At 72.8% G+C, this 25,572-nt stretch carries 23 protein-coding genes; 11 read left to right on the top strand and 12 right to left on the bottom strand.

Features of this window, described 5'->3' with window-relative positions; all coding sequences use genetic code 11:
- Positions 1–54: 54 nt before the first annotated feature.
- The 3 genes from FHU33_RS06495 to pgsA all read left to right on the top strand — a co-directional run bounded on the left by FHU33_RS06495 (position 55) and on the right by pgsA (position 4,788).
- Positions 55–2,559 (top strand): FtsK/SpoIIIE family DNA translocase, encoded by a 2,505-nt coding sequence (locus FHU33_RS06495; RefSeq protein WP_142024601.1) that lies wholly within the window; start codon positions 55–57, stop codon positions 2,557–2,559.
- Between the two features lie 70 nt (positions 2,560–2,629).
- Positions 2,630–4,111, top strand: coding sequence for a MiaB/RimO family radical SAM methylthiotransferase (locus FHU33_RS06500; RefSeq protein WP_246063345.1), 1,482 nt, complete (start codon positions 2,630–2,632; stop codon positions 4,109–4,111).
- A 5-nt stretch (positions 4,112–4,116) separates the two neighbouring features.
- A complete protein-coding gene (gene pgsA / locus FHU33_RS06505; protein WP_246063347.1) occupies positions 4,117–4,788 on the top strand; it encodes a CDP-diacylglycerol--glycerol-3-phosphate 3-phosphatidyltransferase in 672 nt (223 codons plus the stop codon).
- Between the two features lies 1 nt (position 4,789).
- Here pgsA and FHU33_RS06510 read toward each other — a convergent pair whose 3' ends face one another.
- A complete protein-coding gene (locus FHU33_RS06510) occupies positions 4,790–5,542 on the bottom strand; it encodes an AfsR/SARP family transcriptional regulator (protein WP_142024603.1) in 753 nt (250 codons plus the stop codon).
- Between the two features lie 260 nt (positions 5,543–5,802).
- Here FHU33_RS06510 and FHU33_RS06515 point away from each other — a divergent pair, with 260 nt between their 5' ends.
- Entirely contained in the window at positions 5,803–6,216 is a 414-nt protein-coding gene (locus tag FHU33_RS06515) for a helix-turn-helix domain-containing protein (RefSeq protein ID WP_211355021.1), read from the top strand.
- Between the two features lie 134 nt (positions 6,217–6,350).
- The gene (locus FHU33_RS06520; RefSeq protein WP_142024605.1) at positions 6,351–6,863 is read left to right on the top strand and encodes a TetR/AcrR family transcriptional regulator; all 513 of its coding nucleotides are present in this window, start codon (positions 6,351–6,353) and stop codon (positions 6,861–6,863) included.
- Here the strand turns inward: FHU33_RS06520 and FHU33_RS06525 are convergent.
- Both FHU33_RS06525 and FHU33_RS06530 read right to left on the bottom strand, forming a co-directional pair.
- The gene (locus FHU33_RS06525; RefSeq protein WP_170182337.1) at positions 6,836–7,321 is read right to left on the bottom strand and encodes a GNAT family N-acetyltransferase; all 486 of its coding nucleotides are present in this window, start codon (positions 7,319–7,321) and stop codon (positions 6,836–6,838) included. The genes FHU33_RS06520 and FHU33_RS06525 overlap by 28 nt on opposite strands.
- Complete coding sequence (locus tag FHU33_RS06530; RefSeq protein ID WP_142024607.1) at positions 7,318–8,331, bottom strand: PfkB family carbohydrate kinase; 1,014 nt, start codon at positions 8,329–8,331, stop codon at positions 7,318–7,320. The genes FHU33_RS06525 and FHU33_RS06530 overlap by 4 nt, the downstream gene beginning before the upstream one ends.
- A 135-nt stretch (positions 8,332–8,466) precedes the next feature.
- Here FHU33_RS06530 and FHU33_RS06535 point away from each other — a divergent pair, with 135 nt between their 5' ends.
- Both FHU33_RS06535 and FHU33_RS06540 read left to right on the top strand, forming a co-directional pair.
- Positions 8,467–9,312, top strand: coding sequence for a PspA/IM30 family protein (locus FHU33_RS06535; RefSeq protein WP_142024608.1), 846 nt, complete (start codon positions 8,467–8,469; stop codon positions 9,310–9,312).
- A gap of 28 nt (positions 9,313–9,340) precedes the next feature.
- Positions 9,341–9,838, top strand: coding sequence for a cupin domain-containing protein (locus FHU33_RS06540; RefSeq protein WP_142024609.1), 498 nt, complete (start codon positions 9,341–9,343; stop codon positions 9,836–9,838).
- A gap of 6 nt (positions 9,839–9,844) precedes the next feature.
- Here the strand turns inward: FHU33_RS06540 and FHU33_RS06545 are convergent, their stop codons facing one another.
- The 3 genes from FHU33_RS06545 to FHU33_RS06550 form a co-directional block, all read right to left on the bottom strand.
- On the bottom strand, positions 9,845–10,699 hold the full coding sequence (locus FHU33_RS06545; RefSeq protein WP_142024610.1) for a DNA-formamidopyrimidine glycosylase family protein: 855 nt from the start codon (positions 10,697–10,699) through the stop codon (positions 9,845–9,847).
- Positions 10,700–10,886: 187 nt separating this feature from the next.
- Positions 10,887–11,060, bottom strand: a complete 174-nt coding sequence (locus FHU33_RS24845; protein WP_170182338.1) for a hypothetical protein — start codon at positions 11,058–11,060, stop codon at positions 10,887–10,889.
- Between the two features lie 144 nt (positions 11,061–11,204).
- Positions 11,205–15,797, bottom strand: coding sequence for an ATP-dependent helicase (locus FHU33_RS06550; RefSeq protein ID WP_142024611.1), 4,593 nt, complete (start codon positions 15,795–15,797; stop codon positions 11,205–11,207).
- Between the two features lie 100 nt (positions 15,798–15,897).
- On the opposite strand from FHU33_RS06550, the gene FHU33_RS06555 reads away from it, so the two are divergent.
- The 4 genes from FHU33_RS06555 to FHU33_RS06570 all read left to right on the top strand — a co-directional run bounded on the left by FHU33_RS06555 (position 15,898) and on the right by FHU33_RS06570 (position 19,397).
- A complete protein-coding gene (locus tag FHU33_RS06555; RefSeq protein ID WP_142024612.1) occupies positions 15,898–17,178 on the top strand; it encodes an MFS transporter in 1,281 nt (426 codons plus the stop codon).
- 152 nt (positions 17,179–17,330) lie between these two features.
- Complete coding sequence (locus tag FHU33_RS06560) at positions 17,331–17,525, top strand: DUF3046 domain-containing protein (RefSeq protein ID WP_142024613.1); 195 nt, start codon at positions 17,331–17,333, stop codon at positions 17,523–17,525.
- A 175-nt stretch (positions 17,526–17,700) separates the two neighbouring features.
- Complete coding sequence (recA, locus tag FHU33_RS06565) at positions 17,701–18,735, top strand: recombinase RecA (RefSeq protein WP_211355022.1); 1,035 nt, start codon at positions 17,701–17,703, stop codon at positions 18,733–18,735.
- Positions 18,736–18,743: 8 nt separating this feature from the next.
- On the top strand, positions 18,744–19,397 hold the full coding sequence (locus FHU33_RS06570; protein WP_211355023.1) for a regulatory protein RecX: 654 nt from the start codon (positions 18,744–18,746) through the stop codon (positions 19,395–19,397).
- Between the two features lie 18 nt (positions 19,398–19,415).
- On the opposite strand, the gene ctaD is transcribed toward FHU33_RS06570, so the two are convergent.
- The 6 genes from ctaD to FHU33_RS06600 form a co-directional block, all read right to left on the bottom strand.
- On the bottom strand, positions 19,416–21,176 hold the full coding sequence (gene ctaD / locus FHU33_RS06575) for an aa3-type cytochrome oxidase subunit I (protein ID WP_142024614.1): 1,761 nt from the start codon (positions 21,174–21,176) through the stop codon (positions 19,416–19,418).
- Between the two features lie 262 nt (positions 21,177–21,438).
- Positions 21,439–21,999, bottom strand: coding sequence for a hypothetical protein (locus tag FHU33_RS06580; protein WP_142024615.1), 561 nt, complete (start codon positions 21,997–21,999; stop codon positions 21,439–21,441).
- A gap of 197 nt (positions 22,000–22,196) precedes the next feature.
- On the bottom strand, positions 22,197–23,096 hold the full coding sequence (locus tag FHU33_RS06585; RefSeq protein ID WP_142024616.1) for an amino acid ABC transporter permease: 900 nt from the start codon (positions 23,094–23,096) through the stop codon (positions 22,197–22,199).
- A complete protein-coding gene (locus FHU33_RS06590) occupies positions 23,093–23,743 on the bottom strand; it encodes an amino acid ABC transporter permease (protein WP_142024617.1) in 651 nt (216 codons plus the stop codon). The genes FHU33_RS06585 and FHU33_RS06590 overlap by 4 nt, the downstream gene beginning before the upstream one ends.
- Before the next feature lie 91 nt (positions 23,744–23,834).
- Positions 23,835–24,722 (bottom strand): glutamate ABC transporter substrate-binding protein, encoded by an 888-nt coding sequence (locus FHU33_RS06595; RefSeq protein ID WP_142024618.1) that lies wholly within the window; start codon positions 24,720–24,722, stop codon positions 23,835–23,837.
- 34 nt (positions 24,723–24,756) lie between these two features.
- Entirely contained in the window at positions 24,757–25,512 is a 756-nt protein-coding gene (locus FHU33_RS06600) for an amino acid ABC transporter ATP-binding protein (RefSeq protein WP_246063349.1), read from the bottom strand.
- Between the last annotated feature and the right edge of the window lie 60 nt (positions 25,513–25,572).

Genomic DNA, 25,572 nt, shown 5'->3' on the forward strand with positions numbered 1-25,572 from the left:
ACACGTGCTCCGGCCTGCCCGACACGAGACGGAAAGGCGATTACCGTCCGACACATGCCTGCCCGCACCACGTCGACGCGTCGACCGGCGTCTACCCGGAGCCGGTCCGGTTCGACGGCTGCGAGCAAGAAGCGGCCGCCCGCGAAGCGCGGCTCCACCGCGAACCGCCGTCCGGCCGCCAGGAAGAAGAGCTCGCCCGGTCTCTGGGGGATCGTCGCCGGCAGCTGGAACCTGCTCGCGCGCGGCGCGGGAGGGATCGCCCGGTCGGTCGCCAGGCCGGACGAGGCCGAGCCGCTGGCACCCGAGCACCGCAGGGACGGCGTGGGTCTCGCCGTCCTCGGTCTGGCGATCGTGCTCGGTGCGGCCGCCTGGAGCAACGGCATCGGCCCGGTCGGGGAGGCGCTGACCGCCGGCGTGCGCTGGGTCGTCGGCTCGCTGGTCATGGTGCTGCCGGTGGTCCTGTTCTTCGCCGCGCTGCGGCTGCTGCGCCGCGGGCCGCGGCCGGAGGCCCGCGGACGGCTGGCGATCGGCTGGCTGTGCACGATCGCCGCGATCCTCGGCATCGCCCAGGTCGTCGGCACCTCCGCCGCTCCGGCGGCGGGCCGGCCCGGCTCGGGCGGCCTCGTCGGCTGGGCCGTGGGCGCGCCGCTGGAGGCCGGCGTCGGCATGGCCGTCGCCGTCATCCTCCTCGTGCTCACCACCTTCTTCGGCCTGCTGGTCATCACCGCCACACCGGTGCACCAGATCCCCCAGCGCCTCGGGGAACTCGGCGACTGGCTGCTCGGCCGCGGCGAGGACTACGACGACGAGGACTACGAGGACGACGACGAGGACGAGGAGCCGGAGGAGCCCCGCAGCCGGCGGTCCCGGCGGAAGTCGCTGTCGGAGGACCTGCTCACCACCGGACCGGTCGACCTCGGCGCCCTGGAGGCCGGGGTGGACTCGACGCTCACCACCGAGCCCGAGCACGTCGAGCTGCACTCGGCGCCCCGCCCGCCCGTCGTCGACCGCACCTCTCCGCCGGAGGACCTGCCGCCGATCACCGAGCCGCAGCAGCTGTCGATCCAGCCGGTCGAGGGCAACTACGTGCTGCCCGCGCTCTCCATGCTCCGGCCGGGGGACCCGCCGCGGGCGCGGTCGAAGGCCAACGACGTCGCCATCGAGGCGATCAGCGGGGTCCTCGACCAGTTCAACATCGACGCCGCCGTCACCGGGTTCACCCGCGGCCCGACGGTCACCCGCTACGAGGTCGAGCTCGGGCAGGGCGTCAAGGTCGAGAAGATCACCCAGCTCACCAGGAACATGGCCTACGCGGTGGCCAACGACAACATCCGCATCCTCGCCCCCATCCCGGGTAAGTCCGCCGTCGGCATCGAGGTGCCCAACACCGACCGCGAGAAGGTCAGCCTGGGCGACGTCCTCCGCTCCGGAGCGGCGAAGCAGGACCCGCACCCCATGCTGGTCGGCCTCGGCAAGGACATCGAGGGCGGCTTCGTCTGCGCCAACCTGGCGAAGATGCCGCACCTGCTCGTCGCCGGTGCAACCGGTGCCGGTAAGTCCAGCTGCGTCAACTCGATCCTGACCTCGCTGCTGCTGCGGGCCAGCCCCGATCAGCTGCGGATGATCCTGGTCGACCCGAAGATGGTCGAGCTGACGCCCTACGACGGCATCCCGCACCTGATCACGCCGATCATCACCGACCCGAAGAAGGCGGCCACCGCGCTGGCCTGGCTGGTCGAGGAGATGGAGCAGCGCTACCAGGACATGAAGTCCACCGGCGTGCGGCACATCGACGACTTCAACCGCAAGGTCGAGAAGGGCGAGATCACGACCCCGCCCGGCAGCGAGCGGGTCTACCGGCCCTACCCGTACATCCTCGCGATCGTCGACGAGCTCGCCGACCTGATGATGGTGGCGCCCCGCGACGTCGAGGAGCACATCGTCCGGATCACGCAGAAGGCCCGCGCCGCCGGCATCCACCTGATCCTGGCGACCCAGCGCCCGTCGGTCGACGTCGTCACCGGCCTGATCAAGGCGAACGTGCCCTCGCGGCTGGCGTTCTCCACGTCGAGCCTCACCGACAGCCGGGTCATCCTCGACCAACCCGGCGCGGAGAAGCTCATCGGCATGGGCGACGCGCTGTTCATGCCCATCGGTGCGGGCAAGCCGATGCGCGTGCAGGGTGCGTTCGTCACCGACGCCGAGATCGAGGCGGTCGTCGAGTTCACCAAGCGGCAGGCCGAGCCCGAGTACCGGGAAGAGGTCTTCACCGCCGGTGGCGGCGGCGGTGAGAAGAAGGAGATCGACGAGGACATCGGCGGCGACCTCGACCTGCTCGTGCAGGCCGTCGAGCTCATCGTCACCAGCCAGTTCGGGTCGACGTCGATGCTGCAGCGCAAGCTCCGCGTCGGCTTCGCCAAGGCCGGCCGGCTCATGGACCTCATGGAGAGCCGCGGCATCGTCGGACCCTCCGAGGGGTCCAAGGCGCGCGACGTCCTGATCAAGCCCGACGAACTGGAGTCGGTGCTGTTCACCCTTCGGGGCGGCAGCAGCGACTGAGAGGACCCCCTACCCCCCGCCACTCGCGAGCTCGCGGCGGGACGCTGCACGGGGCCACTACGATGGGCCGGTGACAGCTCTGCCCCGCCCTGCCCAGGCTTCCGGGCCCGAAACCCGCGGGCGGACGGTGGCGGTGGTGACCCTCGGCTGCGCGCGCAACGAGGTCGACTCCGAGGAGCTCGCCGGTCGGCTGGCCGCCGACGGCTACGAACTGGTGGACGACGCCGACGGCGCCGACGCCGTCCTGGTGAACACCTGCGGCTTCATCGAGACCGCCAAGAAGGACTCCGTCGACGCGATCCTGGCGGCCACCGACTCCGGCGCGTCGGTCGTCGCCGTCGGCTGCATGGCCGAGCGGTACGGCTCCGAGCTCGCCGGGGCCCTCCCCGAGGCGACCGTCCTCGGCTTCGACGACTACGGCGCCATCGGGAACCGGCTCGACGACGTGCTCGAGGGCCGCCCGCTCGTGCCGCACACGCCCCGCGACCGCCGCACGCTCCTGCCGATCAGCCCCGTGCAGCGCACCGCGGCCACCACCGCATCGGATGCGCCGTCGATCCCCGGCCACGACTGGCTCCGGCGCAAGCGGCTGGCCTCGGGCCCGTCCGCCGCGCTGAAGCTCGCCTCCGGGTGCGACCGCCGCTGCGCGTTCTGCGCGATCCCCACCTTCCGCGGCGCGTTCGTCTCCCGGCCACCGGCCGAGGTGCTCGGCGAGGCGGAGTGGCTGGCCTCGCAGGGGGTCACCGAGCTGGTGCTGGTCAGCGAGAACTCCACGTCCTACGGCAAGGACCTCGGCGACCTCCGCTCGCTGGAGAGGCTGCTGCCGCAGCTGGCCGCCGTCGAGGGCATCGTCCGGGTGCGGGTGGCCTACCTGCAGCCGGCCGAGCTGCGGCCCGGCCTGCTCGAGATCATCGCCGGCAGCGGCGGGCACGACGGCGTCGTCGCGCCGTACTTCGACCTGTCCTTCCAGCACTCCTCGCCCACGCTGCTGCGCCGCATGCGCCGGTTCGGCGGCACCGACGACTTCCTGCAGATGATCGAACGGGCCCGGGGCCTCGCCCCGACGGCCGGGTTCCGCACCAACGTCATCCTCGGGTTCCCCGGCGAGACCGAGGCCGACGTCGCCGAGCTCGAGCGCTTCCTCGTCGAGGGGCGTCTGGACGCCGTCGGCGTCTTCGGCTACTCCGACGAGGAGGGCACCGAGGCGATCACCCTCGACGGCAAGCTCGAGCAGGCGGAGATCGACGAGCGGGTGCGGCGGATCACCGACCTCGTCGAGGAGCTGACCGCCCAGCGGGCCGAGGATCGCATCGGCGAGCGCGTCGAGGTGCTGCTCACCGAGGACCTCGCGGCAGAGGAGGGGCCGGGGGTGTGGGTCGGCCACGCCGCCCACCAGGACCCCGACGCCGACGGCACCACCACCGTGGCCGGCGTACCTGCCGACGCGGTCGCCGGGCAGCTCCTGGCCGCGGAGGTCGTGGGCACGGAGGGGATCGACCTGGTCGCCCGCGCGCTCGCTCCCGCGCTCTCGACCGGCCCGGCCGGGCGGTGACCTCCGTGACCGACGTCGCCCCGGACCCGGCCGCCACCCCGCCGTCGTCGGTCAAGCTGGTGAACCTGCCGAACGCCCTCACGGTGCTGCGGCTGGCCGTGGTGCCGGCCTTCGCCGTCCTGCTGCTCCATGACGGCGGGGTCGACGACGCCGACCGGTACTGGGCGACGCTGGTGTTCGCGCTGGCGATCATCACCGACCGCTACGACGGGATGATCGCCCGCCGCACCGGGCAGGTCACCGAGTTCGGCAAGCTCGCCGACCCGATCGCGGACAAGGCGCTCACCGGCACGGCGCTGATCGGGCTGTCCGTGCTCGAGCTGCTGCCCTGGTGGGTGACCGTGGTGATCCTGGTCCGCGAGGTCGGGGTCACCCTGCTGCGCTTCTGGGTGATCCGGCACGGGGTGATCGCGGCCAGCCGGGGCGGGAAGCTGAAGACCGTCGTCCAGGCGCTGGCGATCGGCCTCTACATCCTGCCGCTGACCGGCCTCCTGGCGACCGGCCGCTGGTGGGTGATGGCCGCGGCGGTGGTGCTCACCGTGATCACCGGCCTGGACTACGTGTACCGCGCGCTGAGCCTGCGCCAGACCAGCGCCCGCGCCATGCGGGCCGCCGCGGCTCGGCGGGCGGCCGGTCCCAGCGGGGCCGGCGACGCCCGCAGGGACACCGCCGCCTGAGTCATCTGCCCTGGCGGGGCAGGGGCACGGCCAGGCGACGCCGGGGCGCCGTCGCGACAGCGGTCAGCTCGGCACTCGGCTCGACCCCGATCTCGCGTCGCAGGATGCGCCGGAAGGCGTCGAACTGCTGCCGCGCCACGGCCCAGTTGCCCGCGGCCTGATGGGCCTCGATCAGCGCCCGCTGACCGCTCTCGCGCAGCGGCTCGGCCTGCACGGCGACGTGGACCGCCTCGACCGCGGCCGAGGGCCGGCCCGACCGCCGCAGAAGCAGGCTCAGCTCCTCCAGGGCGTGCACCCGGCGCAGGTGCAGACGCTCGCGAACGGTGAGCACCCAGTCGTCGTACCAGCCGGGCAGCAGTTCCAGATCGGCGATCGATCCCGGGTCGACGGCGAGGTCCTCGGGCGTGGCGCTCCCGGACAGCACCCGGCCGGCCCACGACTCGAAGCGGGCGAGGTCGGTCTCGACGACCTCCCGGATGCCGAGCGTCGTCTGCTCCGCACGCACCAGCGGGCAGCCGACCTGCTGCAGCCGCCACAGCGCCGAGCGCAGGTTGCCGGCAGCGCGGGCGTCGTCGACGGTCGGCCACAGGACGCCCGCCGCGCTGCGGCGGTCGACCCCGGCCGGGTGCAGGGCCAGGTAGGCGAGCAGGCGGTGGCTGCCCGGCGGGAGGGCCATGCGCCGGCCGCCGTAGTGCAGGGACAGGCCGCCGATCACCCGCACGTGCGGGATCGAGGGGTCGGTGTCGTGATACATGTCCGGCGCCTTCCGGGTGGGCGCTCCGGCTCGGGTGCAGCCTGATGCGCACTCTGGGGAGGTTCGACGGCGCCAGGAAGGTACAGCTGCGCGAGGCGTCGGCCGGCCGGGTACGGGAAGCCGGTGCACCGCCCGGCTGTTACGCCATCAGCGGACGCGCGCCGGTCGGCCCGGCTCCGGAGGCGGGCGCCGCGTACCGTGAGCGCACGGCGCCCGTCGAGGGCGCCGCCGCTTCCCCGCTCGCAGGACAGGAGACGGCCGTGACGCTGCTGCGCACCCAGCTCGGCAACACCCTGCGTGGCCACCGGCTGCGTCAGCGCCGCACGCTGCGCGACGTGTCCGGAGCCGCCCGGGTCAGCCTCGGCTACCTGTCGGAGGTGGAGCGGGGACAGAAAGAAGCGTCGTCGGAGCTGCTGGCGTCCATCTGCGACGCCCTCGACGTCGAGCTGGCGGACCTGCTCGCCGAGGTCAGCCTCGAGCTGCGGGTGGCCGGCGGGAGCGCCGTCCGCCCGCTGGCGCCCTCCGCCGACACCCCCTCCGCGGAGGAGCGGCCGGCGGCCGAGCAGCCCGCGACCGCCGCGCCGGTCGCCGAGCCTGCCCTCGCGCTGGTCGGCGCCGGCCAGCCCGCCCGGTCGGCCCTGCGCCGTGGAGAGGCCGTCTCGCTCGCCGCCTGACCCGGGACGACACGCCCGTCGTCCTTGACGAACGCCCTGGTCGGTGCCAGACAGGACCCATGTCTCTCGCCGGTCCCGCCGCCTGGCCTGGACCGGTCCACTCCCCGGGTGCGCACACGCGGAGCGGGAACGCCATGGGGCGGACCCGGCTGGGCCTGCTCGCCGGCGCTGCCCGCGCCTTCGCCGAGCACGGGCCGCGCCGCAGCACGATGCAGTCGATCGCGACCGCCGCCGGCGTGGCGAAGGCGACGCTCTACAACCACTTCCGGACCAAGGACGAGGTCGTGGTCGCGCTCCTGGCCGCCGAGCTGGACCGGCTCACGGCCTTGGCCGCCGGGCTGTCCCTGCCCGAGGCGCTCGCCGCGCTCTCCGACGAGCTCGGCGCGCACCCGGTCCTGCGGCGCCTGGCCGACACCGAGCCGGAGGTCCTGACGGCGCTGCTCGCGGTGGACGCCGACACCTGGGCCGTGCTGACCGGCCGCCTGGCCGAGGCGCTGAGGGTGGACCTCGACAGCGCGGAGCTGGCCGGGCGGTGGCTGCTGGGCGTCGTCCTGCAGCCGGGCCGTTCCACGACGCGGCACCGGCACGCGGCCCGGTTGGCGACCCTGCTCACCGCCCCTCAGCCGGCCGGCAGCGAGCAGGTGTAGAGCACCCGGTCGACCCCCTGGCCGGCATGCCCGGGTGACGGTGCCTCGGCGGCCCCGAACCGCCGGGCCAGCCCGCGGACGGTGGCGTCCCCGGGCGGTGCGGCCGCCTGAACGGCGCGGGCCCCGACCGACACCGCCACCGCGATGAACCGCTCCACCAGCCGGACCGCGACCCCGCGCCCGCGCCACTCCGGAGCGACGGCCAAGGCATGGACGACGCCCAGCCGGTCGGCGGTCACCACCCCCAGCAGGTAGCCGGCGTCCCGTTCGTCCGGGGTGAATGCGACCGCGCCGAATCCGCCGAGCTGGTGGAAGAAGATCGGGTCGTGCAGGGCCCGCACGGCGTCGTCGTCGAGGCCTGAGCCGGACCAGAACCGTGCCCGGTCGGCGAGCAACCGGTCCCGGAGGACGCCGGCCGAGAGTTCCTCGAACCCGACCAGGCGCAGCTCCGCGCTCACCGGCCGGGGCGCGCGGCGGCGAGCTCCGCGCGCGTGGGCGGATCGGCGCCCACCCGGGTGCAGTTGAGGGCGGCCACGAGGGCGGCGTCGTCCACCAGCGCGAGCAGCTGCTCGTCCGGTAGCGCCTCGAGGGCGGCGCGCGTCGTGACGCCGGCCTCCAGCAGTCCGGTGAGCAGACCCGCGGCGAGCGAGTCACCGGCCCCCACGGTGTCCACGACGGTCACGACCGGCGGCTCGCGGTGCAGCACCGGCCGGCCCGGACGCGCGATCCGCAGCGGCGCGCCACCGTCGGTGAGCAGGACGAGCGCCGGCCCGCGGCCGGCCCAGTCCGCGGCGGCGGTGTCGAGGTCGCTCGCGCCGTCCAGCCACGCCAGGTCCTCGGCGCTCACCTTGACGACGTCGGCCTGCTCGACCAGCCGGTCCAGACGGGAGCGGACGACGGGTCCGGTGTTGCCGAGAGCGCTCCCGACCGGCCCCTCGGCCAGCATCGGGCGGATGTTCGGGTCGACGCTGATGAGGGCGGCTCCCGCTGCGTGCAGCCGGGCGACCAGGCGGGCGATCGCATCAGCTCCCGGGGCCGTCCAGCTGGAGATGGAGCCGACGTGCAGGATGCCGGTCCTGGCCGGCAGCACCCGGTCGAGCTCCTCGTCGGTCCACTGCCAGTCCGCGGCGCCGAGGACGTGGAACCCGTAGTCGGGGGAGCCATCGGGGCCCAGTCCGACGACGGCGAGGCTCACCGGCTCCCGGGCGTCGACGAAGCCGGCCGGATCCACGCCGGAGAGCTCGGCGTGGCGGCGCAGGTTCGCCGCGAGTGGTCCGGTGCCCAGGCGCGCCATGAGTCGGACCGGCCCACCGAGCCGACCGGCCGCGACGGCGACGTTGAGCGCGTTGCCGCCCGGGCGGGCGACGTACTGCGGCGCCGTTCCCTGGTTCCCGGAATCCGCCCCCGGAACGGGGAGGAGGTCGACCACCAGCTCGCCCAGCACGGCGAGGACGGGGGAGTCGGGCACGGAGGAAACCCTAGCGGCGGGAGTGAACCGCCCGCCCGCGTTGGCTCCGACGGTGCATCACCTGGGACGATGAGGCGACGACGTCGAGATGCTGCGCATCACCGGGCCGGCCGCTGCGCCGGAGCAGGAGGACCCATGCCCAATCCGTTCGTGAAGCTCTGGAAGTACCTCACGGCGTCGGCCAACGCCCAGATCGACCAGCGCGCAGACCCCAAGATCCAGATCGCGCAGGCGATCGAGGCGGAGCAGCAGCGGCACCAGTCGCTCGCCAACCAGGCGGCCGCGGTCCTCGGCAACCAGCGGCAGCTGGAGATGCGGCTGAGCCGCCAGCTCGGCGAGGTGGAGAAGCTGCAGGCCTCCGCCCGTCAGGCGCTCGTGCTCGCCGACAAGACCCGCACCTCCGGTGACGCCGCCAAGGCGACGGAGTACGAGAACGCCGCGCAGGCCTTCGCCACCCAGCTGGTGGCAGCCGAGCAGTCCATGGAGGACCTCAAGCGCAGTCACGACGAGGCGCTGCAGGCCGCCGAGCAGGCGCGCGGTGCCGTCGAGCAGAGCCGCATGCGGCTGCAGACGACGCTGGCCGAGCGCACCAAGCTGATGTCGCAGCTGGAGCAGGCGAAGATGCAGGAGCACGTCGCCTCCTCGATGCGGCAGGTCAACGAGCTGTCCGCGCCGGGTAACACTCCCAGCCTCTCCGAGGTGCGCGACAAGATTGAGGCGCGGTACGCCAACGCGCTGGGACAGGCGGAGCTGGCGCAGAGCTCGGTCGAGGGCCGGATGCTCGAGGTGGAGAAGGCGACGCTCGACGTCGCCGGGGCCTCGCGCCTGGACCAGATCCGCGCCTCGATGGGCGGCGGCACGCCGGCCGTCGAGGGCAGCCAGCCGGCGCAGGCGATCGAGCAGGGCGCTCCCGCGGTGCCGCAGCCCGCGGCCGAGCAGCGCGAGGCCCAGCCGGCCGAGCGCCCCGACCAGCAAGCCTGAGCGACTGCCCGGGCCGGGGACGACGACGATGTCCGGCCCGGGCTACCCGCCTGACCGCTACGCCGGTGCCGACGGCGAGGTGAACGTCTCGCTCCGCCGGGCCGATGCGCCGCCCGAACTGGCGCTCGGGGCGGGTGGTGCGGCGCACTACCTGGCCACCGGCGCCACCACGGGCGGCGCGTTCGGCCTGTACCGGTGGGAGATGGGTTTCGGCCCGACCGGCCCCGGACCGCACTTCCACCGAGGCATCACCGAGTCCTTCTACGTGCTGAGCGGTACCGTCCGCCTCTACGACGGCGAGCGCTGGCTCGACGGGGGACCGGGCGACTTCCTGCACGTGCCCGAGGGCGGCATCCACGGCTTCAGGAACGAGTCGGGGGAGCCGGCCGCCATGCTGCTGCTGTTCACCCCTGGGGCGCCCCGCGAGGACTACTTCGAGACCCTCGCCGACGCCGCGCGCCGGGAGGCGATGACCCCGGAGGACTGGACGGAGTTCTTCCTCCGGCACGACACCGTCTGGATCTGAGCCGTCTCAGCGGTACAGCGTCACCGGCTGCGGCCGGCCCGGCTCACCCGTCCGCGCCTGCGGGTCGATCGGGGAGCGGGCGGCCTGGCACGTCGGGCACCACCAGGTGACCCGTTCCTGCGTGGGTGGGCCCTGTTCGCCCAGCAGGATCGGGGTGCGGCACCGCCGGCAGGGCCTGCCCTTCCGCCCGGCCACCCAGTGGTCGTGCCCGCGGCGGGTATCGCCTGTGGTGCTCTGCTCGGGGTGGTGGCGGTTCGCCACCATCAGCGTCCGAGCGCGCTCGACCAGGGCCGCCAGGTCCGGCACGTCGGCGACCCGCGTCCAGGGATGGACGCCGACCAGGAACAGGGACTCGACCTTGTAGAGGTTGCCGATCCCGGCCAGGTTCCGCTGGTCGAGGATCGCGACGCCGATCTGCTCGTCGGGGCGTTCCCGGAGCCGCCGCAGCGCCTCGTCGAGGTTCCAGTCCGGCCCGAGGACGTCGGGGCCGAGGTGACCGACCAGCCGGTGCTCATCGGCGGTCGGGACGATGTCGACGTCGTGGAGCCGGTAGCCGACGCACTCCCAGTCGTCGGTGGCGAGGATGACGCGGATGTCGTAGGCGGGGCCACCACGCCACTTCGTCCCGGGTCGGTAGATGTGCCAGCTGCCGTCCATGCGGAAGTGGGTGCGCAGTGTCCGCTCGTCGGCGAGCCGGATGAGCAGGTGCTTGCCGCGCGGGACGACCTCGCGGACGGTGGCGCCGCTCAGGTCGAGGGCGGCCAGCTGGGGGAGTCGGAACTCACCGCGGCGCAGCGTCGCGCCGGCCAGCGCGGTGTTCATGCGCTGCGCGGCCAGCCATACGGTGTCTCCCTCGGGCACGTGCCCAGTGTCCCCGGCCCGCCCTGCACACGAGGTGTGGGACCACCGAGCGACCGGGAGGCGCCCGGGAAGCGGCGTGCTGCAGATCGCCGTGCGCGTGGGGCACGTCGTGCTGCCGACGCCGACCGGACTCCTCGCCCGCCGGCTGCGGCCGCGCGAGGACCGATGCCGGCGTCGTCCGCCGGCGTCAGTGGTAGGCGTGCGGTGGCCCCCGGTGGTGCGCCGCCGCCAGTGCGACGCTCGCGGTGCCGGCGATGATCAGCATGCCGAGCAGGGACAGGACGAAGAGCTCCGGTTCGGCCGCCCCGATCGTCACGAGTGCGACGCCGGTGGCCAGTAGGAAGAGCAACAGGGTGCGCATGAGGGTCTGCCTCCTTGGTGCGCTCGTGCCCTCCACCATGCCCCGGGACCGCGGCTGGTTCACCCGTCCGGGCACATCGCCACGGGACCGTCACGTTGTGACGGGGATACGACCTCGGCAGGTGGACGTGACGCCGCTGTCCGCTCAGGAGCGCAGGCGCAGGCCGCGAGGCGTGGCGGCGAATCCGGCGGCCTGCAGCGCCACGGAGAGCGGCGTGGACTCGTGCACGGAAGCGCCGTCGGCCTTCTGCACCACCATGCGGCCCAGCGCCCCGGCCGACACCGCTCCGGAGAGGGCGGTCGACGCCTCCTTGAGCACCTGCTCGTCCTCGGTCCAGGACAGCAGCGTCTTCCCGCCACGCTCGACGTAGAGCACCAGGTCGCCGTCGACCAGCACCACGAGTGCGCCGGCCTTGCGGCCCGCGCGGTGCCCGGTGGCGCCCTTCCGTCCGGACTTCGACCCGGTGCCTTCACCGAGGTCGACGGCCCCGGGATCGTCGACCACCGGTCGCTCCGGCCAGGGCAGGGCCGCGCCGTAGACGTTCGCCGGGTCGGTGGCGGCGAGGACGACGGCTCCGCCGGGCACCCGGTCCGGCGAGGCGAAGGTGCGCAGCCGGTCGATCGAGCCCGGGGTGCCGAACTGCGCGGCGCCGAGGGTCTCGACGAAGTAGCCACGCCGGGCCCGGCCGTTCTCCTCGAAGGCCCGCAGCACCGGGTAGACCGCGGAGAAACCGCCGTGCACCTGCTCGGCCATGACCGCGCCACGGGTGAGCACCCCGTGTCGTTCGAGCAGCGCCTCGGCCCGTGCCGTCGTCCGGCGCGTGCCGCTGGCCTCGCGGTCGGGCAGCCGGGACCAGCGTCCGACCACGGTCGGCGGGCCGGTGCGCGTCGGCATCGTGGGCCGCCCGAGGCGGGCCCGCCCGTGCCGTCCCCGGTCGATGCGTGCCCGAGGAGCCTGCGGTCGGCTGCGATGGGTGCCGCCACCACCCAACCGGGTGCGTAGCGGCGCCAGGGTGTCGTTGGTGAGCGCGCCGGCCCACACGAGGTCCCAGACGAGGTCGGCCATCGCCGTGTCGTCGGTGGCGCCGACGAGGTCGGAGAGGCCGCGGAAGAACAGTGCCTGCCCGCCGGCGAGCTGTTCCAGGATCGGGGCAGCCCCCTCGGGCACCTCCAGCGGATCCGGCAGCAGCAGCGGGGCGAGGTCGGCGGGGACGAGGCTGAGCCAGCCGTCTCCGCCGGGCAGCCCGCCCGCGCCCGCCCACAGCACCTCACCCGCGCTGGTCAGCTCGTCGAGCATGGCGGGGGAGTAGTCGCGGACCCGCGCCGGCAGCACGAGGGACTCCAGCGCGCTGGCCGGCACCAGGGCGCCGGCCAGCTGCTCCACCACCGCGAGGACGCCGTCGGCGCCGCGGAGCCGCCCGCCGACGCCCTGCCAGGACGGGGTGAACCGGGCGAGCGTCCCGGTGGGGACCGGCTCGACCTCCTGGCGCAGCTTGGCCAGGCTCCGGCGGCGGATCGACCGGAGGACCTCCGCGTCGCACCACTCCTGACCGCTGCCGCCGGGCCGGAACTCCCCGGTGACCAGCCGTCCCGTCCCGGTCAGCCGGTGCAGCGTCGCGGTGACCACGGCGACGCCCAGCCCCAGTCGGGTCGCCGCCTCGGCCGGCTGGAAGGGGCCGTGGGTGCGCGCGAAGCGGCCGACGAGGTCGCCGAGCGGATCGGCCACCGGCTCGGTGAACACCTCGGGGACCCCGACGGGCAGCGCCGTGCCCAGCGCGTCGCGCAGCCGGCCGGCGTCCTCGATGGCGACGTAGCGCTCCTCGCCGGCGATGCGGACCTGCAGCGCCCGGCGGGAGGCGACCAGCTCGTCGAGCCACGCCTGCGGCACGCCGCGTGCTGCGGCGTCCGCCGCGGTCAGGTCGCCGATCCCGCGCAGCAGGTCGGAAGCGCCGTCGACGTCGCGGGGGTGGCGCTGCTCGGGCAGCCGCTGCAGCTCCGCCTCGATCTCGGTCATCGCATCGCCGTCGAGCAGCTCGCGCAGCTCGGTCCGGCCGAGCAGCTCCGCGAGCAGGCCGGTGTCCAGGGCGAGGGCCTGCGCCCGGCGCTCGGCGAGCGGCGCGTCCCCCTCGTAGAGGAACTGGCCGACGTACCCGAACAGGAGCGACTGCGCGAAGGGGGATGCGGTCTCGGTCTGCACGTCGACGACGCGGACCTTCCGGGACCGGACGTCGCTCATCAGCTCGACCAGGCCGGGCACGTCGTAGACGTCTTGCAGTACCTCGCGCGCCGCCTCGAGCGTGATCGGGAACGAGGAGAACTCGGCGGCGACCGACAGCAGTTGCGCGGCCCGCTGGCGCTGCTGCCACAGCGGGGTCCGGCGGCGCGGGTCGCGGCGGGGGAGGAGCAGGGCGCGGGCGGCGCACTCGCGGAACCGGCTGGCGAACAGCGCCGAGGTGCCGACCTCGGAGGTGACCTCGCGCTCGACGTCGTCGGGGTCGAGGACGGCGAGATCGGCCTCGGGAGGCTCACCGGTGGTGTCGGGCAGCCGCAGCACGACCCCGTCGTCGGAGTGCATGGAGGCGACGTCCACTCCGTAGCGCTCGCGCAACCGGGCGGCCAGCACCAGTGCCCACGGGGCGTTGACCTGGGCGCCGAAGGGCGAGTGGACCACCAGCCGCCAGTCGCCGAGCTCGTCGCGGAACCGCTCGACCAGCAGCGTCCGGTCGTCCGGGAGGTGGCCGGTCGCCGCCTTCTGCTCGGCCAGGTAGGCCTGCAGGTTCGCCGCGCCCCACTCGTCGAGCCCGGCGGCGCGGGCGCGCTCCAGCCCGGCTTCCGGCGTCGCGGAACCGACCTCGCGCAGGAAGGCGCCCAGCGCCCGCCCGAGCTCGAGTGGCCGGCCAGGTGCATCGCCGTGCCAGAACGGCATCTTCCCGGGCTGGCCGGGGGCAGGGGTCACCAGCACGCGGTCGTGGGTGATGTCCTCGATCCGCCAGGACGACGACCCGAGCAGGAAGACGTCGCCGACGCGCGACTCGTAGACCATCTCCTCGTCGAGCTCGCCCACCCGCCGTCCCCCGGTGCCCTCGGCGCCCACGAGGAAGACGCCGAAGAGGCCGCGGTCGGGGATGGTGCCACCGCTGGTGACGGCCAGCCGCTGGGCACCGGCGCGGGCGGTGAGGGTGTCGGTGACCCGGTCCCAGGTCAGCCGCGGGCGGAGTTCGGCGAAGGCGTCGGACGGGTAGCGGCCGGCGAGCATGTCGAGGACGGCGTGCAGCGCGGAGTCCGGCAGCGAGGAGAACGCCGCCGACCGCCGCATCAGCGCAGCCACCTCGTCGACGGTGCGCGGCCGCTCGGACACCATCGCGACCACCTGCTGGGCCAGCACGTCCAGCGGGTTGCGCAGGTAGCGGATCGACTCGATCGCGCCCGCCTTCATGCGCTCGGCCACCAGCGCGCACTGCACGAGGTCACCGCGGTACTTGGGGAAGAGGACGCCGCGGCTGACCGCGCCCACCTGGTGGCCGGCCCGGCCGACGCGCTGCAGTCCGCTGGCCACCGTCGGCGGCGCCTCGACCTGGACCACCAGGTCGACCCCGCCCATGTCGATGCCCAGCTCCAGGCTGGAGGTGGCGACGACGGCGGGCAGCCGGCCGGACTTCAGTGCCTCCTCGACGATCGCCCGCTGCTCCCGGGAGACCGAGCCGTGGTGCGCGGCCGCGACCGGTTGGATCCCCTCGGGAACGCCGCCGCCCGACCCGGCCTGGGCCATGAGGGCGGCCGCGTTGGTGCCCGGGGGCACCGTCTCGCCGGTGGTGCGCTCGTAGGCGAGCTCGTTGAGCCGGCTGGTGAGCCGCTCCGCCAGCCGCCGGGAGTTGGCGAAGACGATCGTGCTGCGGTGGGCCTCGACCAGGTCGAGCACCCGCTCCTCGACCGCCGGCCAGATCGACGTCCGCGGCTGGTTGCCGGCCGCCGAGCCCTCCAGCTCGCCGGTCGGCTGGCCCAGCTCGCTCATGTCCTCCACCGGGACGACGACGGAGAGGTCCCACTGCTTCGCCGAGGGTGGGGCGACGATCTGCACCGGTCGGCCGCCGGCGAGGTAGGTCGCGACCTCCTCGATCGGACGCACCGTGGCCGACAGCCCGATCCGCTGCGCGGGCCGCTCGAGCAGCTCGTCGAGCCGGTCGAGGGAGACGGCGAGGTGGGCGCCGCGCTTGGTGTCGGCCACGGCGTGCACCTCGTCGAGGATCACCGTCTCGATCCCCCGGAGCGCTTCGCGCGCGGAGCTGGTGAGCAGCAGGAAGAGCGATTCGGGGGTGGTGATGAGGATGTCGGTGGGCCGGCGGGTGAACGCCCGGCGCTCGTCGGCCGGGGTGTCACCGGAGCGGATGCCCACGCGGATCTCCGGGCGCTCCAGGCCCAGCCGGGCCGAGGCCTGGCCGATGCCGGCCAGGGGTGCGCGGAGGTTGCGTTCGACGTCGACGGCCAGCGCCTTGAGCGGCGACACGTAGAGGACCCGGCAGCGCAGCTGCTCCTCGGCCGGAGGGGGCACGGCGGCCAGCCGGTCGAGCGACCAGAGGAACGCCGCCAGCGTCTTGCCCGAACCGGTGGGAGCCACGACCAGGGCGTGGTCGCCGCTGCTGATCGCCTGCCACGCGCCCTCCTGGGCGGCGGTGGGCCGGACGAAGGCGCCGGTGAACCAGGCCCGGGTGGCCTCCGAGAACCGGTCGAGTGCGGACACGGTGCCAGTGTCCCCGGGAGGTACGACAATCCGCCGGTCCGGGACGGGCGGTCGGAGCCGGAACCCCCGTCCGTGGCAGCCGGTCGGGCAGACTGCGCCCGTGTCGCAGAGTCTCCCCGCCGCATCCAGGAACGCACTCCCCGACGTCGACCCGGTCGCCGTCCAGCGCCGGACCGTCGGCGTGCTCAGCGGCGGAGTGGCGCTCGCGGGCCTCGGCGTGACCGTGGGCATCACCGTCGGCGGTCTGCTCGCCCGGGACGTCGCGGGCACCGACACCGCCGCCGGCCTGGGGCAGACGGCGGGCGTGCTGGGAGCGGCTGTGATCGCCGTCCCGCTGGCCCGGATGAGCGACCGCGCCGGCCGCCGGGCGGGCCTGGCCGCGGGGTACGCCGTCGCCGTCGTCGGCTCGGTGGTCGCCGTGGTGGCGGCCGCGATCGACTCCCTGCCGCTGCTGTTGGCCGGGTTGTTCGCCTTCGGTGCGGCCACCGCCTGCGGTCTCCAGGCCCGCTACGCCGCGGCCGACCTCTCGGCGCCCGCGCGCCGGGGGCGGGACCTGTCGCTCGTGGTGTGGGCGACCACCGTGGGCTCGGTGCTCGGCCCGAACCTCGCCGGACCCGGTGCGGACCTCGGACGGGCGCTCGGGCTGCCGGCTCTCGGGGGAGCCTTCGTCGTGGCGGCCGTGGCGTTCGCCCTCGTCGCAGCCGGCCTGCTCGTCCTCCTGCGTCCCGATCCGCTGCTGCTCGCCCGGCGGCTCGGGGGCGGGGGCACCGGCGCGCGGCCCCGGACGGCGACCGGGGCGGCGATGCGCGCGGTCTGGGCCTCGCCGGAGGGCCGTCTGGGGCTCACCGCCGTGGTCGTGGCCCACTCGGTGATGGTCGGCGTCATGGTGATGACGCCGGTGCACATGGGGCACGCGGGCGGCTCCGAGGGCGCGACGCTGCGGGTGATCGGCCTCGTCATCAGCGTGCACGTCGCCGGCATGTACCTCTTCTCCCCACTGGTGGGCGCCCTGGCCGACCGGGCCGGCCGGCGGGCCACCGTCGCCGTGGGCGGGGCCCTGCTGCTCCTCGCGGCGGCCCTGGCCGGGACGGCGGCGCCGGGCGCGGCCCTCCAGCTGGGCGCGGGGCTGCTGCTCCTCGGTGTGGGCTGGTCCTGTGGCCTGATCGCCGGCTCGACGCTGGTCACGGAGTCAGTCGGCGCGGACGTGCGGCCCACGGCGCAGGGCGGGACGGATCTGCTGATGGGGCTCGGGGCGGCACTGGCCGGGGTCGTCGGGGGTCCGCTCCTCGCGCTGGGCGGTTTCGGGCTCGTGTCCGGGGTGTCCGCGGCGCTGGTGCTGCCGCTCCTCGTGGTGTGGATGACCGGTCAGCGGTCCCGGTAGTTCTTGATCATCAGGATGATCGCCACGATCATGGCCAGGATGATGCCGAGCTCGAGGACGGCGTCCCATGCCGTCGACCCGGTGCCGGGGAACATGCCACGAGCCTAGGCCGGGCGGCACACGATCACCGGAGCTCGGGTTAGCGTCGGGGTGTGCGCCTGCAGGAGTTCTGGTCCCGTCTGGAGAATCAGTTCGGGGCGATGCGCGCCCAGAGCGTGGCGCGGGACCACGTGTTCGCCGTCCTCGGCGGACGCACCGCCGTGGACGCGATCGACGCCGGCCTGTCGGTGCGCAAGGTGTGGTTGGCCATCTGCGAGGAGTACGAGGTGCCGGTCAAGGAGCGCTGACGCTCCGGCTCGGGATCGGCGGCGTGTCGGCCTGGCGATCGAACACTTGTTCGTCCTACAGTGACGTCCACAGGCAGACCAGCTCTCCACAGATCCGCCGGCGCCCCGGAATTGTCGGACCCCCGTCCTAGCGTCGATCCCGACAACTTCCCCAGAACTTTCGAAGGTGGCCATCATGGCAACGCTCGACCGCGACAAGGCCCTCGACATGGCCCTCGCCCAGATCGACAAGCAGTTCGGTAAGGGCTCGGTCATGCGCCTGGGCGACAGCCCCGAGGTGGCCATGAAGGTCATCCCGACCGGCTCGATCGCCCTCGACATCGCGCTGGGCATCGGCGGTCTGCCGCGTGGCCGCGTCGTCGAGGTCTACGGCCCGGAGTCCTCCGGTAAGACGACGGTCGCGCTGCACGCGGTCGCCAACGCCCAGGCCGCCGGCGGCATCGCGGCCTTCGTCGACGCCGAGCACGCGCTGGACCCGGAGTACGCCCGTGCGATCGGTGTCGACACCGACGCGCTGCTGGTCAGCCAGCCCGACACCGGTGAGCAGGCGCTCGAGATCGCCGACATGCTGATCCGCTCCGGCGCGCTCGACATCATCGTCATCGACTCCGTGGCCGCTCTGGTGCCCCGCGCCGAGATCGAGGGCGAGATGGGCGACAGCCACGTGGGCCTCCAGGCCCGGCTGATGAGCCAGGCGCTGCGCAAGATCACCGGCGCCCTGAGCAACTCCGGGACGACGGCGATCTTCATCAACCAGCTGCGCGAGAAGGTCGGCGTGGTCTACGGCTCGCCCGAGGTCACGACGGGTGGTCGTGCGCTGAAGTTCTACTCGTCCGTCCGGCTCGACGTCCGTCGCATCGAGACGCTGAAGCAGGGCACCGACGCGGTCGGCAGCCGCACGCGCGTCAAGGTCGTCAAGAACAAGGTCGCCGCTCCGTTCAAGCAGGCGGAGCTCGACATCCTCTGGGGCCAGGGCTTCAGCCGAGAGGGCGGGCTCATCGACGTGGGTGTCGAGCAGGGCATGGTGAAGAAGTCCGGTGCTTGGTACACGTACGAGGGCGACCAGCTCGGTCAGGGCAAGGAGAACGCCCGCAACTTCCTGAAGGACAACCCCGACCTCGCCGACGAGATCGAGAAGCGGATCAAGGAGAAGCTGGAGATCGGACCCACGCTCGACGGGCCCGTCGACGCCGCGCCCGCCGACTTCTGAGCCGGCCGGTGTCCGGCTTCCCGTCCACCCGCCGCCGCGGCCCGGGCACCCGCCCGGGTGCGCGTCGGTCGGACAGCGCCGGGCACGACGATCCCCTGAACCCGGACGTCGCCCCGGGAACGCCGGACGACGAGATGGGCGATCCCGAGTCGGTGGCCCGGGGCATCTGCCTGCGAGCGCTGACCGGGGCGCCGAAGACGCGGCAGCAGTTGGCCGACCTGCTCGCTCAGCGCGGAGTACCCGAGGACGCCGCCGAGATGGTGCTCGACAGGTTCACCGAGGTCGGCCTGATCGACGACGCGGCCTTCGCCCGGGCCTGGGTGAGCTCCCGGCAGGCTGGCCGGGGCCTTGCCCGCCGGGCGCTGAGCGCAGAGCTGCGCGCCAAGGGCGTCGAGCCGGAGGTGGCCGCCGAGGCGGTCGGCGAGGTGGACGACGAGGACGAACGCACCGCTGCCCGCCGCCTCGTGGAGCGGCGCGCGGCAGCCATGCGCCGGCTCGACCGCGCCACCGCCACCCGTCGGCTGATGGGCATGCTGGCCCGCAAGGGCTACAGCGGCGGTATGGCAGCAGCAGTCGTGCGGGAGGTGCTCGACTGCATCGGCAGCGACGATGGGGCCGACGGTGAGTTCGACGACCTCGACGTGGACAGCCTGCTGCCCTGATCGTCGGCCTCGGCCGGCTCAGGTCGGGTCGGGGTCCCTCGGGCCCTGGCGTGCGCCCGTGTCCGCGCCGGTTACCGCGTGGTCGACGTAGGGCTCGTGCTTGCGGCCGGCGTGCGCCTCTGCCTGCAGCCGGTCGATGAGGTGCGGGTAGTGGGCCTCGAACGCCGGCCGTTCCGACCGGATCTTCGGCATCTCGACGAAGTTGTGCCGCGGCGGCGGGGACGACGTCGCCCACTCCAGCGAGTTGCCGGCACCCCACGGGTCGTCGCGGACGGCCAGCTGGCCGTACTTCCACGAGCGCCGGATGTTGTAGAGGAACGGGATGATCGAGGCGCCCAGCACGAAGGCGAAAATCGTGGAGATCACGTTCAGCGTGGTGAACAGATCCGTCGGCAGGTAGTCGACGTACCGGCGCGGCATGCCCTCGTTCCCCAGCCAGTGCTGGATGAGGAACGTTCCGTGGAAGCCGATGAACGTCATCCAGAACTGCAGCTTGCCCAGCCGCTCGTCGAGCATCCGGCCGCACATCTTCGGGAACCAGAACGCGATGCCGGCGTTGGCCGCGAACACCACCGTGCCGAACACGACGTAGTGGAAGTGCGCCACCACGAAGTAGGAATCGGTCACGTGCCAGTCCAGCGGTGGACTGGCCAGCAGCACGCCGGTCAGCCCGCCGAGCAGGAAGGTGACCATGAAGCCGATCGACCACAGCATCGGCGTCTCGAAAGTGAGCTGGCCACGCCACATCGTGCCGATCCAGTTGAAGAACTTCAGGCCGGTCGGCACGGCGATCAGGTAGGTGAGGAAGGCGAAGAAGGGCAGCAGCACCGCCCCGGTGGCGTACATGTGGTGCGCCCAGACAGCCAGCGACAGGAAGCCGATGGCCATCGTCGCGCCGATCATGCCCTTGTAGCCGAACAGCGGCTTGCGACTGAACACCGGGATGATCTCGGTGACGATGCCGAAGAACGGCAGCGCGATGATGTAGACCTCGGGGTGACCGAAGAACCAGAACAGGTGCTGCCACAGCATCGGCCCGCCCATCTCATCCGAGTAGATGAGGGACCCCAGGTTCCGGTCGGAGAGCAGTCCGAACAGCGCCGCGGTGAGGATCGGGAAGGCCAGCAGGACCAGCATGCTGGTGACCAGCGTGTTCCAGACGAAGATCGGCATCCGGAACATCGTCATGCCTGGGGCGCGCAGGCAGACGATCGTGGTGATGAAGTTGACGCCGCCCAGGATCGTGCCCAGACCGCTGACCGCCAGCCCGCCGATCCAGAGGTTCCCGCCGGGCCCCGGGGAGTGCGCCACGTTCGACAGCGGCGTGTAGGCGGTCCATCCGAAGTCAGCGGGCCCGCCGGGCGTGAGGAACCCTGACACCGCGATCAGGCTGCCGAAGAGGAACAACCAGAACGAGAAGGCGTTCAGCCGCGGGAACGCGACATCGGGAGCGCCGATCTGCAGCGGCATGATCAGGTTGCCGAACGCGAAGAACAGCGGCGTCGCGAACATCAACAGCATCAGCGTGCCGTGCATGGTGAACAGCTGGTTGTACTGCTCCGGCGACAGGAACTGCAGCTCCGGCTGGGCGAGCTCCGCGCGGATCAGCATGGCCATCAGGCCGGCGAGGATGAAGAACCCGAACGACGCTGTCAGGTACATCAGGCCGATCGTCTTGTGATCGGTGGTGCGCAGGATGCTCGACAGTCGGGAGCCCCTGGCAGGCGTGTGCTCGGGGCTGGGCCGGCTGATGATCGGCTGCGGCGCGATGGCGGTCATGCCGCGCCCTGCCCGCCGGTCGCGCGGCCGACGGCTCCCCGTCGCAGAACTGCCGTGCTGAGGGACATCAGCGGCTCCCCGGTCTTCTGCGCTGGGCGCAAGCCTGCGGTTCGCGACGTCGCTCGCCGAAACGGTGGCGACACCGTCATCGTGGCGCATCCGGGGGCAGAGGGAAACCCGAGCGGCGACGATTCCGGCCCGGCCGAGGGCCGACCGCGGGGACCCGCTCGGGCCGCTCAGGAAACGCGCCGTACGACGTCCGTCAGGCGGCGCGGACCCAGGCGCTCAGATCGATGGCCAGGCCGTCCGGGGCGTCGGGATCGGTCACGAGCCAGGCGTCGTCCCGCCGCTGTCCGGCTGCGAGCCACCGGCGGATCTGGCGGTCGAAGCCGTGCCGGGAGGGCGCACCGGGCAGCCCGGCGGTACCGAGAAAGGTGACGTCGACCTCCCGGTCGTCGGCGTAGCGCAGGACCAGGCGGCAGCGGGCGCGGCGGTGACGGGCCGGGGGCACCGCCTCGCGCACGACCGCCGACACGGCACCGGCGGTCTCCGCGAAGTCGGCCGCGGCCGCGCGGAGGCGGGCCACGAACTGCTGGGCGAGGTCGAGTTCGCGGGGCTCAGGGACCGCTGGACGTCGATCCTCGGGGCCGCCGTCGAGCGCCGTCCCGTCTGTCCCGGGCTCCGGGGCGCCGGTCTCGTCACGTGGGACCTCGTCGGCCGGCTGGTCCACCTCGGCCGCCCCGACGGTCCGCTGCTCGCCGGTCGACAGATCGACGACGAAGCGTTCGGTCGGGGTGTCGGACTCGGGCTGCTCCCCGCTCACGGTACGGGGAGCTCCCGTGGTCGACTCGGCACTCGTCCGGGGAACGGGCGGGAGGGTGCGCCGTCCGGCGGCGTGCATCGTCTCCATGGTGGGGATCAGTCTCGCCGGGAACTCCCGGGCGTGTCGCACGCGGCGCGCCGCGGGTGGGGCCTGTGGGTCACCTGAGAAGGATGGCGTGTTCGTCGCCCGACGAATGGTCAGGCGCCACCACCGACAGGGACGTTCGCGCCCGCGTCGGTCACCTCCGCCACCCTGGCGGAGGCTCTCGCCTGGCGGCGCTGGATGTACTGCGCCAGCCGGCCCAGCAGGTAGTTGATCGTGATGTACATCAAGGCGATCACGATGAAGGTCTGGATGGGGTTGTCCAGGTTCCGCCGGATGCTCTCGCCCTGGCTGAGCAGCTCGTCGTAGTTGGCGATGAAGGTGACCAGCGAGGTGTCCTTCAGGACGACGATGAGCTGGCTGATGATCGCCGGCAGCATCACCCGGAACGCCTGCGGCAGCAGCACGATGCGCATCGTCTGGCCGTTCGTGAGCCCGGTGGCCAGCGCGGCCTCGCGCTGCCCCTTCGGCAGGGAGGCGACGCCGGCCCGCACGACCTCGGCGAAGATCACCATGTTGTAGGCGGTCAGGCCGATGACCAGGCCCCAGAGCTCCTGCCCTCCCGGGAGTTCCCGCAGGTCGACACCGACGTCCGGGAGCACGCGCACGCCGAAGTACACGAGCACCACGACCGGGAGTCCGCGGAAGAGCTCGACCAGGCCGATCAGCGGGATGCGGCCGGCCCGGCCCGCGGAGAGCCGGGCCACCGCGATGAGCGTGCCGAGCACGACCGACAGGAGCATGGCGATCGCCGCGGCGCGCAGGGTGTTGACCACGCCCTCGCCGAGCAGTCGCCACACGGCGTCGAAGGCTTCGTTGCTCGGGTCGATCAGCGGTCCCCACTTCTCCATGGAGAACTGGTTCCGCTCGATGAGCCGGTCGATGACGACGTAGGCCAGTCCGGCGAGGACGAGCACGGCGATGACCGTGCCGATCGCCGTCCGCCGGCGGGCCCGGGGGCCCTGCGCGTCGTAGAGCACCGTCTGCTGGCTCATCGCGCGATCGCCACCTTGCGCTCGAGGACCTGCAGGACCGCTCCGGCGGGCAGCGTGATCATGAGGTAGAAGACGGCGACGCCGACGAACACGGGCAGCGTCTCCAGTCCCCGGGCACTGTTCAGCGTCGCGCCGGTGCTCCAGAGGTCACCGCCGACACCGAACGCGCCGACCACGGCCGAGTTCTTGAACATGGCGATGAGAACGCTGCCGAGCGGCGGCACGACCGTGCGCAGCGCCTGCGGCAGGACGACGAAGCGCAGTCCCTGGGTGAAGTTGAGCCCGATCGAGCGCGCCGCCTCGGCCTGGCCCGCCGAGACGGAGTTGATGCCCGAGCGCACCGCCTCGCAGACGAACGCCGACGTGTAGAGCACCAGCCCCAGCACGCCGAAGAAGAAGAAGCTGTTGTTGATCCCGATCTCGGGCAACCCGAACGCGCAGAAGAACAGGACGACCGTCAGCGGGGTGTTGCGGAAGGTTGTCACCCAGAAGGTGCCGAACCACTGCAGCGGCGGCACCGGGGAGACCCGGCATCCGGCGATCAGCACGCCCAAGGGCAGGGAGCCGACGAGCGCCCACAGGCAGATGCTCAACGACGTCAGGTACCCGTCCCAGAACAGGTCCAGGTTCTCGAAGACCGGACTCACGTGCGCTCCCTCCCTCCTCCGCTGGCGCGGTCATCTCGGATACGTCCCGCGGCCGGCCGGTGACCGGCCGGCCGCGGGGGTCACGCGATGATCAGGCGCACTCGTCGAACTCGGGCAGCTCCGGGGTCTCGGTGCCCTCCACCTGGCCCGCGGTGGACTCCCAGGCCTCCACGTAGGCCTCCTCGTTCTCGCGCAGCGTCTCGTGGATGAACTCGCAGAACTCGGTCTCGCCCTGCTGGATCCCGATGCCGTACGGCTCCTCCGTGAACTGCTCGCCGACGAGCTTGAACTGGCCGTCGGACTCGGAGACGAAGCCGAGCAGGATCACGTTGTCGGTGGTCACCGCGTCGACCTGGCCGTTGCCCAGGGCGTCGGCGCACTGCGAGTACTCGTCGAAGAGCACCAGCTGGTCAGGGCTGGCCAGGTACTCGCGGATGTTCTCCGACGGCGTCGAGCCGGTGACGGTGCAGACGGTCGCGTCCGGGTTCTCCATGAAGGACTCCGGCCCGGTGATGGTGTCGTTGTCGGCGGCCACCATGATCTGCTGGCCGGCCTGGTAGTACGGCCCCGCGAAGTCGATCCGCTCGGCGCGCTCGTCGTTCATCGTGTAGGTGGCGACGACCATGTCCACCTCGTCGCCTTCCAGCACCTCCTCGCGGACCGCGGACGGTGTCTCGACGTACTCGATGTCCTCCGGTGAGAGGCCGAGGGCGCCGGCGATGATCTTGGCGACCTCGACGTCGAAGCCCTCCACCTCGCCCTCGAGGTTTTCCAGACCGAAGCCGGGCTGGTCGAACTTCGTGCCGAGGCGGAGCGTGCCCGCCTCGGCGATCTCGGCCATCGGCGTCCCCTCCTCGAACTCGGGGGCCTCGGCGACGGGGGGCTCCGCGGCGGTGTCCTCGTCGCCGCCGCCGCAGGCGGCGGCGGTCAGGGCGACGACGGACAGGGTGGCTACCAGGGCGGTGCGCCGGAGATGCATGGGTGGGTCCTCTCGCTTGACGGTCTCGTGTGGATCAGTGGGTGAGGATCTTGGACAGGAAGTCCTTGGCCCGATCCGAGGTCGGGTTGGTGAAGAAGGTCTCGGGCTCGGCGGACTCGACGATCCGGCCGCCGTCCATGAACACGACCCGGTTGGCCGCCTTCCGGGCGAAGCCCATCTCGTGGGTGACGACGACCATGGTCATGCCGTCCCGGGCGAGGCCCACCATGACGTCGAGGACCTCGTTGATCATTTCCGGGTCCAGCGCGGAGGTGGGCTCGTCGAAGAGCATCACCTTCGGGTCCATGGCCAGCGCCCGGGCGATGGCGACGCGCTGCTGCTGTCCGCCGGAGAGCTGGGCGGGGTACTTGTCTGCCTGGTTGCCGACGCCGACCCGGTCGAGCAGTTCCTTCGCCCGCTTCTCGGCGTCGGCCGCGGACTTCTTGCGGACCTTGACCGGGCCCAGCGTGACGTTCTCGAGCACGGTCTTGTGCGCGAAGAGGTTGAAGCTCTGGAACACCATGCCGACGTCGGCGCGCAGGCCGGCCAGCGCCTTGCCCTCCTCGGGCAGCTTCTGGCTGTCGATGGTGATCTCGCCCTGCTGGATCGATTCCAGACGGTTGATCGCGCGGCACAGCGTCGACTTGCCCGACCCTGAGGGGCCGATGACGACGACGACCTCGCCGCGGGCGATCTCCAGGTCGATGTCCTGCAGGACGTGCAGGTCGCCGAACCACTTGTTGACGCCGGAGAGGCGGACGAGCGGTTCTCCGTTCGGACGGCTGGTCACCTCAGCGACCCTAGGGGGCATGTGACACGGTGCGTGACCGGGGCGATCACGAAGGCGTAA

Source organism: Blastococcus colisei, from assembly GCF_006717095.1.
GTDB lineage: Bacteria > Actinomycetota > Actinomycetes > Mycobacteriales > Geodermatophilaceae > Blastococcus_B > Blastococcus_B colisei.

Coding starts and splice junctions, on each gene's coding strand:
- FHU33_RS06495 (WP_142024601.1), top strand. CDS start 55: ATGCCTGCCCGCACCACGTCGACGCGTCGACCGGCGTCTACCCGGAGC.
- FHU33_RS06510 (WP_142024603.1), bottom strand. CDS start 5,542: ATGTATCACGACACCGACCCCTCGATCCCGCACGTGCGGGTGATCGGC.
- FHU33_RS06520 (WP_142024605.1), top strand. CDS start 6,351: ATGGGGCGGACCCGGCTGGGCCTGCTCGCCGGCGCTGCCCGCGCCTTC.
- FHU33_RS06535 (WP_142024608.1), top strand. CDS start 8,467: ATGCCCAATCCGTTCGTGAAGCTCTGGAAGTACCTCACGGCGTCGGCC.
- FHU33_RS06540 (WP_142024609.1), top strand. CDS start 9,341: ATGTCCGGCCCGGGCTACCCGCCTGACCGCTACGCCGGTGCCGACGGC.
- FHU33_RS24845 (WP_170182338.1), bottom strand. CDS start 11,060: ATGCGCACCCTGTTGCTCTTCCTACTGGCCACCGGCGTCGCACTCGTG.
- recA (WP_211355022.1), top strand. CDS start 17,701: ATGGCAACGCTCGACCGCGACAAGGCCCTCGACATGGCCCTCGCCCAG.
- ctaD (WP_142024614.1), bottom strand. CDS start 21,176: ATGACCGCCATCGCGCCGCAGCCGATCATCAGCCGGCCCAGCCCCGAG.
- FHU33_RS06585 (WP_142024616.1), bottom strand. CDS start 23,096: ATGAGCCAGCAGACGGTGCTCTACGACGCGCAGGGCCCCCGGGCCCGC.
- FHU33_RS06595 (WP_142024618.1), bottom strand. CDS start 24,722: ATGCATCTCCGGCGCACCGCCCTGGTAGCCACCCTGTCCGTCGTCGCC.